Here is a 12,672-nt window from a genome sequence, read left to right as displayed (position 1 = left end):
TCGTTCGCGGGGTATCTTGAGCGACTCCATAGTATAGTCTCTGGACTACTGAGAGCCCAAAAAACTGCAGTGACAAAATAAGGCTTGCCATGACGACACCCGATCAAACCTTTCGTGCTCCAGCCTATCCATTGATTACGCACGATCCCTACTTTTCATTGTGGTCCGGCAGTGACGAGCTCCATGGCAGCTGGCCGCGGCATTGGACGGGGCGCAATTATGGCGTGGCCTTGTTGGCGCGCATTGACGGCGCGTCCTATTGCCTGATGGGCGATGTCCGTGGCGTGGCCAAGATGGCACAGCAGGGCGTGAAGGTGACGCCGACCCGTACCGAGTACCGTTTTGTTAGCGCTGGCGTGGTTATTGACTTGTGCTTTATGACGCCGGCGCTGCCGCAGCGGCTGGAGATACTGTCCAGACCGGTGACCTACTTGGATTTTACCGTGACTAGTGAGGATGGCGCGGCGCATGACGTCGCATTGTATCTTGATTTCGGTGGCGAGATTGCGGTGAATGACAGTTCCGAGCCAGTAACGTGGGCGCGTTACCGGATACCGGGCCTGGAGCTGCTCAAACTCAGCGCCGCCAATCAGAAGATGCTGGCGCGGGTTGGGGACGACCTGCGCATAGAATGGGGGCACTTTTACCTCGCCGTGCCGGAAACGGCCGTCGCCGCTGGCGCAACGAGTATCTTGGCGCGCAGTAGGGTTAGTCGCCAGGTATTCATGAAAGACGGCGCGTTGCCTGCTGGGGACAGTCTTGAGGACAGCTCGCAGCTGCGCCACCCCTGCATGGCGGCAGCAGTGCTGCTACCCATGACGGTGACGGCAGTCAAGCCGGCGGCTCGGACGCATGTCCTGGTGGCTTATGACGACATCTATGCCGTGGAATTTTTGCGTCAGCGCCTGCCGGCGTATTGGCGGAAGGATGGCAAGAGCTTCGCGACGATGCTCCAGGAGGCCGAGCGGGACTTCTCGGTGCTGGCCGCAGATTGCCGGGCCTTTGACGAGGAGTTGCTGGCGGATGCCGCGGCTGTCGGCGGCGCCGATTTTGCCGCGCTTTGTGCGATCAGCTACCGGCAGTCGTTGGCGGCGCACAAGCTGGTCGCCGCAGTGGATGGCACGCCTTATTTCTTTTCGAAGGAGAATTTTTCCAACGGCTGTATTTGCACGGTTGACGTGACCTATCCGTCAGCGCCGATGTATCTGTTGTTGCAGCCGGCGTTGTTGAAAGGCATGCTCATCCCGATTTTGGAGTACGCCGGGTTGCCGCGCTGGCGTTTTCCCTTTGCGCCGCACGACCTCGGCACGTATCCGTTGGCCAATGGCCAGGTCTATGGCGGCGGCGAGCACGGCGTGGAGAATCAGATGCCGGTTGAGGAATGTGGCAACATGCTCATTCTGGCCGGGGCGCTGTTGCGTTTTGAAGGCGAGCTTGATTTTGTGCGCAAGTACTGGTCGACGTTGAGTACCTGGGCGGATTATCTGCTGGAGAAGGGCTATGATCCCGATAATCAGCTGTGCACGGACGATTTTGCCGGCCATTTGGCCCACAATACCAACCTGTCCCTGAAGGCGATCATGGCGTTGGGCGCTTTCAGTCAAATGGCTGCGGCCATGGGCGACGATGCCGGCGCCAAGCGTTTCCGCCGGGCCGCCGAGGCGGCGGCGCAACGCTGGCAGGTCGATGCGCTTGATGACAGCGGCTGCTACCGCCTGGCTTTTGATCAGCCCGGCACGTGGAGTCAGAAGTACAATTTAGTGTGGGACAAACTATTGGGGCTGGAGCTTTTCCCGGCAGCAGTCGCCCAACGTGAGCTGGCGCATTACCGGCGCATACAAGGCCAGTACGGCCTGCCACTGGACAATCGCCGCAGCTACACCAAGCTCGACTGGATTTTGTGGAGTGCGACTCTCACGGGTGACGACGGCGATTTTGCGGCGTTGCTGGCACCAGTCATGGCCTTTATGCGTGACACGCCGGACCGTGTGCCTCTCACCGACTGGTATGAGACGACCAATGCACGCAAAGTCGGTTTCCAGGCCCGGTCGGTTGTCGGCGGGGTCTTTCTGCGTATGTTATACGACTCGTCATGGCGGCAGAAATATCGCGGTCGGCAGTGACGCTGCCGAAAGCCGAATAATGGAAGGATGGCGACAATGAACGAGCTGAAGTACGCGCCCATGGCGAGTGAAGAGGAATATCAGCAGGCCTATGCGTTGGCGACGGAAATCTGGCAGGACGCCTATAAGGGCATTATCTCGCAGGAGCAGATCGACTATATGTTGCCCATGATGTACGCCCCGGCGGTGATTGCCCGGGAGATTCGCGAGGGCATCGTTTACGAGTTTGCTCTTGATGGTGAGAAGCGGATTGGCATTGTGTCTTTTGGGCCGCATGGCGATGGCGTGATGAAGTTGCACAAGCTGTACCTGCTACCGAGCTATCATGGACGAGGCGTTGGTTCGCAGATGCTGCAGCATGCCATTGCGGCGGCGCGGGCAAAAGGCGCCAAACGGCTGGTTCTCAATGTCAACAAGCAGAATAGCCGGGCGATCAAGGCGTACAAGCGCAATGGCTTCGCGGTGCAGGCCGACGTCAAGAACGCCATTGGTAACAGCTTCTACATGGACGACTATGTGATGGGTCTTGATCTGTAAACAACCAATTTGGTCTGCCGGCGCCGGATAAGTGTCGGCGGCAAGGAGTGCGGTCACATGAGCAGCGAACCCCGTCGAAGTGTGGTGTTGGATAAAATGCGCGCCGGCAAGAAAGCCCTGTCCTTCAAGAACAACTTTGCCTGCAGTCGCGCGACCGAGATGCCCGCCATGGCGGGTTTTGACTGTATTTGGTTGTGTCGTGAGCACGTCCCCACGGATTTTCACACCATGGAGAAGCAGATACTGGCGGCGAAGGCCCATGGCGCCGACTGCATTGTGCGGGTGTCGAAGGGCTGCTACAGCGACTACATCCTGCCCCTGGAGGCCGATGCGACGGGCATCATGGTGCCCCACGTGATGAGTGCTGCCGAGGCGCGCGAGATTGCGCACTGGACGCGCTTTCATCCCATTGGTCGTCGGCCGGTGGACGGCGGCAACGCCGACGGCCGTTACTGCCGCATGCCCACCAAGGACTACGTGGAGTTTGCCAATGCCAACCGCATTGTCATGATCCAGATTGAGGACCCCGAGCCGTTGGCCGAGCTGGACGAAATCTGTCAGGTGCCCGGCATTGACCTCATCTTCTTTGGCCCCGGTGACTACAGTCACGCGCTGGGCTGCCCCGGCGAGCTGAATCACCCCGAGGTGTGCCGGGTGCGCAAGCTCGTTGTTGACACGGCCCACAAATACGGCAAGTTCGCTGGTACGACCACCGGCCCTGACACCATGGCCGAGTATTTTGCCATGGGCTACGACTTTCTCAACTGCGGGTCGGATGTCGGCGCGATGAACGCCTTTTGCGACAAAGTCCTGGGCATCTTCAACGGCATTGCCTGAGCGACGGCCCCTCAGCGGTCGGCCATGGCGGCGTTTTCCAGGATTTCCGCGTAGCGTTGGTAGCGTTGGTAGAGCTGGTCGTACTGGGCGACGAATTCTGGCCGGGGCGTGTAGGTGATGTCGAAGCCCGGGCTCATGTGCGCCATGGCTGTTTCGGTGTCGGGGTAGACGCCGGCGGCGACGGCGGCGAACATGGCGCCGCCGAGGGCGCAGACCTGGTCGGAAGCCGCCACGCGGATGGGCCGGTTGAGGATGTCGGCGCAGGTCTGCATGACGAAGGGCGATTTGCGCGCAATGCCGCCTGTGGCCAACAGCGCATTGACAGCGATGCCCTCGCTGATAAAGCGTTCAATGATGGCGCGCGCGCCGCAGCAGGTGGCTTCCACCAGCGCGCGGAAGATCATGGCGGGGGTGGTGCCGAGATTCAGGCCGATGATGGCACCGCTGAGATGGGGATTGGCGTCGGGGCTGCGGCGGCCGTTGAACCAGTCCATGGCCAGGGGGCCCTGGGGATTGATGGGCAGCGCGGCAGCCTCTTTGTCAAGCTTGGACAGAGATGTCGGCGCTTCGTAGGAGAGCAGGCGGCGGAACCACGCGTAAACATCGCCGAAGGCCGCCTGGCCTGCTTCCAGGCCGATCATGCCGGGGACGACCGAGCCGTCCACTTGGCCGCAGATGCCACGGACGCAGGTGGGTACGTTTTTGCTGACCAGGATGTCGCAGGTCGAGGTGCCGAAGACTTTGACCAGCTCGTTGGCGCGGATGCCAGCGCCGACGGCGCCGGCATGGCAGTCGATCATACCGCCGGCGATGACCACGTGTTTGCCGAGGCCGAGTCTGGCGGCCCATTGCGGGCAGAGCGTGCCGACGGGCAGGTCGGCTGTCTGGCTCTGCGGCGAGATGCGACAGCGCCAGCCGGCGAGCAGCGGGTCGACGCCGGCGAGGAATTCATCTGCCGGCAGGCCGCCCCACGATTCATGCCACATGGCCTTGTGGCCGGCGGCGCAGCGACTGCGGCTGATGGTCAGCGGGTCGCGTTGGCCGGCGAGTTCGGCGCAGAGCCAGTCGCAGTGCTCCACGAAGCTGCAGGCGGCCCGCCGGAGCTGCGGATTACGCCGGAGGACATGGAGGAGTTTTGACCAAAACCACTCGCTGGAGTAAGTGCCGCCTTCGTAGAGCGTGTAGTCGGGTCCACCCCAGGAGTGGGCGTAGTCATTGATGCGCTCGGCTTCGGCGATGGCCGTGTGGTCTTTCCAGAGAATGAACATGGCGTCGGGGTCATCGGCGAATTCGGGGGTGAGGGCCAGCGGCGTGCCATCGCGGTTTACGGCGCAGGGCGTTGAGCCCGTGGTATCGATGCCGATGCCGACGACGCGCGCCGGGTCAATGCCGGCCATGACGCCGCGGACGACCGCCTCGGTGCCTTCGAGGTAGTCCAGCGGGTGTTGACGGAACTGCATGGCGGCGGGATCGCAGTAGTCGCCACGTGACCAGCGCGCATACTCGTGAACGCTGGTGGCGATGATGTCGCCGTTGTCGGTGCGGGCAAGCACCGCGCGGACGCTGTCGGTGCCGAAGTCCAAGCCGATGCAGAGAATGCTGTCCATGTGATGATCTCCGGTTGCGGGTTCCGTGGTGAGGATGCGTGTGTGTGCGTACTGGGGATTAAGCATAATGCCGCTTGCGCGGTCGTGCCAGAGGCGCAGACCGCGCACCGAAGGGCAGTTGCCTGAAAAGGCGGTCCATCCGGCCCGGGGCGTTCATGGTGTCGACAAGTTTTGCCAATGTCGGCGCGTTTTATTTGCCGGTGGCGTCGTAAAATAGCGTGGGGCGGTTAACTTTTTTGCACATGAGGCGCCAGTGGTTGTGAACCATTTCCTTTTGTTGTTTTCCAAGGGTAGTCATGAAGAAAAAGAACGTCACCATCATCTTGCGTGAGCGTCGTGGTGCCTGTGCCTGCCATCGTGGGCATCAGGTTGGCGATCGTTTTGATTACGCGAGTGAGCGCGGCAAACTCTGTCCCCTGGCCATGCATGTCGCCTTTCCGTATATCGACATCATTCGCTATGGCGGAGAGGCGCCTCGTGTGCGTGATGGCCGCATTTTGTTTTCCTGCCCGGATCCGGACGTGCTCAATATCTTTGAGCTCGTGCCGGAGGAACAGCCGGATGATCAGGAGTGAAGAACGTCGCCAGCAAAGGAGTCCATCTTGTCCACCAATAAACATCTTAGTAATGACGCCTTTGATCGCGTGCTTTGCGAGCTTGGGCGTGAGTACCGGCTGCTGGGCCCGCGGCGTTTTCCCGGCAAAGGCGCTCATTCGGGTGCAGACGTCACGGGCTACGGTGAGATTGGCAGCCTCAGCGATCTGTATCTGGAGGGCAAGACCTATTTCAGCCCGAAAGAATGTCTCTTTCCCGTGCGGGAGACCCTGTTTTATTTCCGCGACAAGGACATCACGCCGGCGGCATTTGACGACCGGCCGACGATAATCTTCCTGCGGCCTTGCGATATCAACGGCATCAAGCGGCTCGACACTATATTTCTGCACAATGGTTCGGAGCCGGACCCCTATTACGCCCGGCGGCGTGAGCGGGTGAAATTTTTCCTGATCGAATGTCGTGAGGGTTTCGACAGTTGTTTTTGCGTATCAATGGATGCGAATCGCAGTGACGACTACGCCTGCGCCTGTCGTTTTGAGGGCGATGGCGTCCGGGTGGAGATTAAAGACGGGAGTTTCGCGCCGTTTTTTGCGGGTGGTGAGGACGCGGCGGCGTTTTTGGCATTTGTGACGGCGAACAAGACAAGTGTGCAGGTGCCGGATTTGTCAAGAGTTGATCTCGGTGCCTTGTTTCAGCATGAGATATGGCAGGAATACAGCAGCCGCTGCATCGCCTGTGGTCGATGCAACACGTCCTGTGTGACCTGCAGTTGTTTCACCATGCAAGACGTCAGTTACGGCCGCAACCAGGCGTTGGGTGAGCGCCGGCGGGTATGGGCCGGCTGTCATATTGACGGTTTCACTGACATGGCCGGCGGCCACAGCTTTCGGGCAAAGAACGGCGACCGCATGCGTTTCAAGACTATGCACAAGATCAATGACTTCAAGCGTCGCTTCGGCTTTCACATGTGCGTGGGCTGTGGTCGCTGTGACGACGTGTGTCCGGAGTACATATCCTTTCCAACCTGCATCGAGCGCCTGGGGCGCATAAGCCGGGAGATGACGCATGAATAATCCCTACTTACCCCGCCCGCAGCGCATTTTATCGGTGACGCAGCAGACTGCGATTGACTGGACATTTCGGCTTGAGTCCGATATGGCGCCGGGTTTCGGGCAGTTTCTGGAGCTGTCTTTGCCTGGGCTTGGCGAGGCGCCCATATCCATCAGTGATTTTGGTCCCGGGTGGCTTGATTTGACCATTCGCAGTGTTGGCCGGGTCACGCGTGGTGTCTTTGTGCTGCGGCCGGGGGATGTCGTGTATGCGCGAGGGCCCTATGGGCGGGGTTTTGACCCGAAGCAGTATTGTGGTAAGAACCTGCTGATGGTTACTGGTGGCACCGGCCTGGCGCCGGTGAAGAGCCTCATTCGCCATTTTCTTGCCCACCGTGATGACCTCAAGGCCTTTGCGCTCATCCTCGGTTTCAAATCGCCGGCGGATGTGCTTTTTGCCGCTGAGATAGAGGAGTGGCGAAGGGGGGCGGACGTCATTCTGACCGTTGATCGCGGCGATGAGCAGTGGCGCGGTCAGACTGGCCTGGTCACCCAGCACATTGACCAGTACGCGTTCCATGACGGGCCGACGGAGGCGATCGTCGTCGGCCCGCCGCCGATGATGAAATTTTCCACGTTGGGTTTACTCCAGCGTGGTGTGTCAGCAGAAGCGATCACGGTCTCCTTTGAGCGGAAGATGAGTTGTGGCCTGGGCAAATGCGGTCATTGCAAGATTGACGAGACCTACGTGTGTCTGGAGGGGCCGGTGTTCAACTACGCCAAGGCGCGGCTGCTGCTTGATTAAGGAAGGGCGATCATGGATATCAACACCAAAAAAGTGAAGAAGAACGCCTTTCGGATCACGCGGCATCGGGGCATCACGGCCTTGCGGATCCGCGTTCCGGGTGGTCATTTGGCGAGTTCTTATCTGTCGTTGATTCAGGAACTTGCCGACACCTATGGCAACGGCACGGTACATCTCACGGCGCGGCAGGGTTTCGAAGTGCCCGGTATTGCTTTTGCGGCCATGCCGGAGATCAACCGGAAGATCCGGCCTTTGCTGGAGATGCTCGGCATTCCGCTGGATAATCCGGATGGTGGTTATCCGGCGGCCGGGGCTCGCAATATCTCGGCTTGCATTGGCAATCGTGTCTGTCCTTTTGCGAACTATGACACCACGGCCTTGGCGCAGCGCATTGAGCGCGAGCTCTACCCGAATGACCTCCATTTCAAGGTAGCGGTGACGGGTTGTCCCAACGACTGCGCCAAAGCGCATCTGCAGGACTTCGGGGTTATCGGTATGACCGAACCGCAGTACGACGAAAGTCGCTGCATCAGCTGTCTGGCCTGTGTTAAGAACTGCAAGCGGCGGGTGACCGGTGCGTTGTCCGAAGAGAATTTTGCTATTCGCCGCAGTGACGACTTGTGCATTGGTTGTGGTGAGTGCGTGCTGAAATGCCCGACGGGCGCGATGACGCGCAGTACGACGCGATTTTATCGCCTGGTGATCATGGGGCGCACGGGCAAGAAACAGCCTCGTTTGGCGCAGACCTTTTTGGACTGGGCCGAAGAAGACGCCGTGGTGCAGGTGATCAAGAACACCGTGCCATTTGTGGAGAAGCATATCGACCGCGGTTTGGACAAGGAGCACATTGGCTACATTGTGGATCGCGTGGGCTACCCGGCCTTTCGCGACGCCGTGCTGGCCGGGATCACGCTTCATCCCAAGACTCGCGTGGCCGCGTGGATTGACTTCGGCGGCACGTCCTATCGACGCGACATCAATCTCAAGCAGCCTTAGCGCTGAAGAGGAGGCCCATGAGCATCAATTACGACCTGAATGACCTCGTCAACAACATGATCGAGTTAGAAATCACGGGTGCGGCCTTTTATTCCGGCCAGGCCGGCAGCCGGCAGCAGCCCTTGCTGGTCGCGCTGTTTCAGGATTTGGCGGAGCAGGAGAAGAAGCACCAGGCGGTATACGAGCAGCTGCGGGACAACATCGCTGGCGAGGCGCCGTTGGACGACGACTCCAGCGCCTACCTGCGGGACATCATTGAGCGCAAATTCCATCTTGATCCATCGGCGGCGGCCCAGTGCGAGACGGCGGCTGCGGTGATTGACCTGGCCATGCGGCTGGAGCAAGACTCCATTCTTTTTGTGGAGACCTTTGGCAAGATGACTGGCGAGCGTCATGCTGCCATGGTTGGGCGCATCAAAGGCCAGGAAGAACAGCATTTGCGGCGTTTGACGGAACTCAAAGCGGCTTTGGCGGGGAATTGATGCCTCGGTGGAGGATATCGTGTTGCCGAGTGATGGCCGGTGATTGCCGAGGCCAAAGCGCTAAGTTGACGCATCTGGCCATGGGTGTGACGCGCCGGCGTGTTTTTACGCTATTGGAACTGCTGGTGGTCATAGCGGTGATCGTTATTTTGGCGGGGCTGCTGCTGCCGGCGTTGAGCAAGGCGCGTCGGCGCGCTGGGTCGGCGTTGTGCGCGAGCAATCTCCGGCAGCTGGCGTTAGCCAACCATCTCTATGCTGATGCGAACGAGGATTTCTTTTGTCCCTACGAGACGGACGGGGGCACGGTCACTTGGTTTGGCATCGAAGTCGCCAACAAGGTCTGGGACATGCGGCACAGCCCGCTACTCGGGCCTTATTATGGGCAGGACCCGGCGGTGCTGAGGTGTCCGGCCGTCGTGCTGCTCAAGAGTTTTGCGCCAGCGCAGCCGGCGGGTGATTTCGGCGAGGTAGTGGGTGGCGGCGGCTACGCCTACAATGGCGTGTGGTTTGGTGGTTTTGCGATCAACGGCCTGTCGGTGGCGGTATCACGCTTCGGCACGCGTTTTCCAGCGAAGACCCTGTTGTTTGCTGATGGCGCGCGTTCGGGCGTTGGCAGCAAGGAATACGACGTGGTGCGGACGGTGTCCTTTCTCTACTGCAAGGTCAAGCCTGACGGCAGCAGGTATGATTTGAGCCGGAGTGGCAGCAATCATTTTCGCCATCTGCGTCGTTGTAATACTGCGTGGGCCGATGGCCACGTGTCAGCAGAGCCAGTGGGGACGATCAACAGCGCCCACGCGTCGGCCGCCGCAGCCGCCGTGGGCTACGTGGGCGCCGCTGATGAAGATTGGTATAACCCGACGCGGCTAAGCGATTAGCTCGCGGACTAATATGCGCCGAGGGGGAGTCGCTTGCGTCCCAGGAGTTAGGTAAGTGCAGTGATAAGAACAGTGATAGTCTGTTGCCTATTGGCTGGCCTGAGCAGCTTGCGCGCGCAGATTGTGCGTGAGGACGCGGCGACGCTGGTGTATCGCCAACGCGACGGCTTGGTGGTTACCTTGCGCAAACGGCCGTTGCGAACGGTCATTGCCTACGCGTCGTTAACGAAAGTATGGTATGCGGCTGGTGGCGAGGCGGTCGCGGTGCCGACGGTGAAAAGCAAGGCGGCGCTACCGGCGGCGACACACGCACTGCCGGAGATTGGCAAGATCAACATGATCAATGCCGAGCAGGTGCTGTTGCAGAAACCCGATCTGGTCTTGCTCAACCACGATTTTCCCCGGCACCGGGAACTGGCGACGCTGCTACGCGGCATGGGCGTGGACGCCTTGTGTTGTGAGTACGACAATTACGCTGATTACGCTGAGCTCGTGGAGCTCTTTGCCAAGCTCAATGGGCAGGCGATGCCGGCCGGGGGCCATGCCGGTGCAGATGATATTGCCGCGCTGTGCGCCAAGGCGCGGCAGCAGCCATCGCCGCGGGTGGCGATCATCCTTTGCACCAGCTCGGGCTTTGCCCTGGAGACACCGGTGTCCAACACGGGCTACATGGCGCGCATGCTTGGCGCCACGAATGTCGTCGCCAACACTGAACAGCGTAAAGTGCAGTTCTCCTACGAGCGTTTCCTGCTGGATAACCCCGACGTGATTGTGATCGTGCCGATGGGCGACCTGGCGGGCTTGCAGAGCAAATTTCGCCAGGAGCTATTGACGCAGCCCGCCTGGGGTAATCTGGCGGCCGCGAAGGCGTCCCGCGTGCATTTTCTGCCGGCGGAGTGGTTTTTGTTTCAGGCCGGGCCGGATTACCCGCAGGCGCTGCGACACTTGGCGGCATTGCTTTATCCAGGGGTGGATTTCGACCAGTGAAAACGGTTTATTCAGTCCATAGCAGGTCGTGGCGGGTGATGGCGTTCCTGGCGTTATTGGCGTTGTGCGTGCTGGCATTCATGTTCAGCGTTCGTTTTGGCGAGCTGCGGTTGGGGCTACCGGAGATTGTGACGACGCTGTGGCGCCGCGACGGCGGTTTGGACTATCAGATCCTGTGGTACATCCGTCTGCCACGCGTGCTGTTGGGCGCGTTGGTCGGCGCGAGCTTTGCGGTATCGGGCGTGATACTCCAAGGCGTATTACGCAATCCGTTAGCGTCGCCGGGGATCATCGGCGTATCGGCGGGGGGCGGCTTGGCTGGCATTGTTGTGATGGTGTTGTTGCCGCGACACGGCGGCGCGATGGTCCCGGCGGCGTTTGCGGGGTCGCTGCTGGCTGCGTTGCTGGTATACGTGTTGTCGTGGAAGCGCGGAGTGAGCACCATTCGGCTGATACTGGCGGGGGTGGCGGTATCGGCGATGCTCGGGGCGTTGTCCAGTGCGGTACTGTTGTTCAATGCGGAGAAAGCCGGCGGGGTTCTGGATTTCACCATAGGGTCCCTGTCCACCCGTTCCTGGCGTCATGTTGAGCAGGTGTGGCCGTACATGGCGCTGGGGCTGTTGATGGCGCAGGCACTGTGTGGTCGGTTGAATATCCTTGCGCTGGGCGACGACGTTGCTGTGGGGCTGGGTTTGCAGGTGGAGCGGGTGCGGGTGGCGTTGTTGGCGACGGCGGCGTTGCTAGCGGCCGCGGCCGTGAGCGCGGTGGGGTTGCTGGGGTTTGTTGGCTTGATTGCTCCGCACCTGGCGCGGATGGTGATAGGTTCTGACAATCGTTTTTTGCTGCCGGCGGCGGCTTTGTTGGGTGCAACGCTGGTGATGGCCTGTGATAGCGTTGGCCGGGTGGTGATGCCGCCATCGGAATTGCCGGTGGGGATCATCATGGCGATGGTCGGGCCGCCTTTTTTCCTATGGCTCTTGCGGAAAGTGTCCTATGAAGCTTGAGGTGAACAAATTGACGGGTGGCTACGGTGCCGAGCTGGTTCTTGACGGCGTGGAATTTTCGGTTCCAAGCGGTGCCATCGTGTCACTAGTCGGTCCCAACGGCTGCGGCAAATCGACCTTGTTGAAGCTGATAGGCCGGGTATTGCGTCCGCGCGCCGGTGATATTTTGTTGGATGGGCGGTCCTTGTCGGCTTTTCGAGGAGGCGATTGTGCGCGTTGCCTGGCGATGTTGCCGCAGCACCGCCATGAGCCGGCGGGGCTGAGTGTTGGTGAGTTGGTTGCCTACGGCCGGTTTCCACATCGGCATGCGCTTGGGTTGCTGAACGACGATGATCGTCGGATTGTTGATGAGGTGCTGGCCATGACTCGCCTGACGGCGCTGCGTTCTCGGCATCTGAGCACGCTATCCGGCGGCGAGCGCCAGCGCGCCTGGATTGCCATGACGCTGGCGCAGACGCCTCGGCTGTTGTTGTTGGACGAGCCGACGAGCTTTCTCGACATCTGCTGTCAGTTCGAGATCATCGAGCTGATCAAGGAACTCAATGCGCGCGGTGGCACGACGGTGCTGATGGTGCTGCACGACCTCAATCTGGCGGCGGCCTGCTCGGACCAGATGATCATGATGAAAGAGCGCAAGGTGTATTGCGCCGGCGCTCCGCGGAACGTCCTGACCGTCCAGAATCTGCGGGCGGTCTTTGAGATTGACGCGAGGGTCAATTACGACGACGCTGGGTGCCCCTACTGTCTGGCCATGGGGTCGGCGAGGCCGCGCGACCGCGCTTGAGCGGAGGTGGGTAGTGTTCTTGTTCGCA

Annotated in this window: 13 protein-coding genes; 12 read left to right on the top strand and 1 reads right to left on the bottom strand. The window is 60.3% G+C overall.

What is annotated here, in order from left to right; all coding sequences use genetic code 11:
• The first annotated feature begins 89 nt into the window (after positions 1 to 89).
• From J3R75_RS04660 to J3R75_RS04650, 3 genes are read left to right on the top strand one after another with little or no spacing between them, the layout of a single operon-like run.
• The gene (locus J3R75_RS04660; RefSeq protein WP_307260191.1) at positions 90 to 2,123 is read left to right on the top strand and encodes a glutaminase family protein; all 2,034 of its coding nucleotides are present in this window, start codon (positions 90 to 92) and stop codon (positions 2,121 to 2,123) included.
• Positions 2,124 to 2,159: 36 nt separating this feature from the next.
• The gene (locus tag J3R75_RS04655; protein ID WP_307260190.1) at positions 2,160 to 2,660 is read left to right on the top strand and encodes a GNAT family N-acetyltransferase; all 501 of its coding nucleotides are present in this window, start codon (positions 2,160 to 2,162) and stop codon (positions 2,658 to 2,660) included.
• Positions 2,661 to 2,717: 57 nt separating this feature from the next.
• Entirely contained in the window at positions 2,718 to 3,497 is a 780-nt protein-coding gene (locus J3R75_RS04650; RefSeq protein ID WP_307260188.1) for an HpcH/HpaI aldolase family protein, read from the top strand.
• Between the two features lie 11 nt (positions 3,498 to 3,508).
• On the opposite strand, the gene J3R75_RS04645 is transcribed toward J3R75_RS04650, so the two are convergent.
• Complete coding sequence (locus J3R75_RS04645) at positions 3,509 to 5,104, bottom strand: ribulokinase (RefSeq protein WP_307260187.1); 1,596 nt, start codon at positions 5,102 to 5,104, stop codon at positions 3,509 to 3,511.
• 296 nt (positions 5,105 to 5,400) lie between these two features.
• Between J3R75_RS04645 and J3R75_RS04640 the strand changes: the two genes are divergently transcribed.
• From J3R75_RS04640 to J3R75_RS04600, 9 genes are all read left to right on the top strand, one after another.
• Positions 5,401 to 5,679: a TIGR04076 family protein gene (locus J3R75_RS04640; protein WP_307260186.1), complete on the top strand. Its 279-nt coding sequence runs from the start codon at positions 5,401 to 5,403 to the stop codon at positions 5,677 to 5,679.
• A gap of 27 nt (positions 5,680 to 5,706) precedes the next feature.
• Positions 5,707 to 6,732: an anaerobic sulfite reductase subunit AsrA gene (gene asrA, locus J3R75_RS04635; protein ID WP_307260185.1), complete on the top strand. Its 1,026-nt coding sequence runs from the start codon at positions 5,707 to 5,709 to the stop codon at positions 6,730 to 6,732.
• Positions 6,725 to 7,513: an anaerobic sulfite reductase subunit AsrB gene (gene asrB, locus J3R75_RS04630; protein WP_307260184.1), complete on the top strand. Its 789-nt coding sequence runs from the start codon at positions 6,725 to 6,727 to the stop codon at positions 7,511 to 7,513. The genes asrA and asrB overlap by 8 nt, the downstream gene beginning before the upstream one ends.
• A 12-nt stretch (positions 7,514 to 7,525) precedes the next feature.
• Positions 7,526 to 8,509: a sulfite reductase subunit C gene (gene asrC, locus J3R75_RS04625; protein WP_307260183.1), complete on the top strand. Its 984-nt coding sequence runs from the start codon at positions 7,526 to 7,528 to the stop codon at positions 8,507 to 8,509.
• Positions 8,510 to 8,526: 17 nt separating this feature from the next.
• Complete coding sequence (locus tag J3R75_RS04620) at positions 8,527 to 8,991, top strand: ferritin-like domain-containing protein (protein WP_307260182.1); 465 nt, start codon at positions 8,527 to 8,529, stop codon at positions 8,989 to 8,991.
• Between the two features lie 65 nt (positions 8,992 to 9,056).
• The gene (locus J3R75_RS04615; RefSeq protein ID WP_307260181.1) at positions 9,057 to 9,869 is read left to right on the top strand and encodes a type II secretion system protein; all 813 of its coding nucleotides are present in this window, start codon (positions 9,057 to 9,059) and stop codon (positions 9,867 to 9,869) included.
• 60 nt (positions 9,870 to 9,929) lie between these two features.
• The gene (locus tag J3R75_RS04610) at positions 9,930 to 10,856 is read left to right on the top strand and encodes an ABC transporter substrate-binding protein (protein ID WP_307260180.1); all 927 of its coding nucleotides are present in this window, start codon (positions 9,930 to 9,932) and stop codon (positions 10,854 to 10,856) included.
• A 38-nt stretch (positions 10,857 to 10,894) separates the two neighbouring features.
• Positions 10,895 to 11,860, top strand: a complete 966-nt coding sequence (locus J3R75_RS04605; RefSeq protein WP_307260179.1) for a FecCD family ABC transporter permease — start codon at positions 10,895 to 10,897, stop codon at positions 11,858 to 11,860.
• The gene (locus J3R75_RS04600; RefSeq protein ID WP_307260178.1) at positions 11,850 to 12,644 is read left to right on the top strand and encodes an ABC transporter ATP-binding protein; all 795 of its coding nucleotides are present in this window, start codon (positions 11,850 to 11,852) and stop codon (positions 12,642 to 12,644) included. Before J3R75_RS04605 ends, J3R75_RS04600 begins: the two co-directional genes overlap by 11 nt.
• The last annotated feature ends 28 nt before the right edge of the window (positions 12,645 to 12,672 follow it).

Source organism: Oligosphaera ethanolica (genome assembly GCF_030814695.1).
Lineage (GTDB): Bacteria > Verrucomicrobiota > Lentisphaeria > Oligosphaerales > Oligosphaeraceae > Oligosphaera > Oligosphaera ethanolica.
Note: the sequence above shows the minus strand (reverse complement) of the source record. Positions and strands in the feature narration are given on the sequence as shown.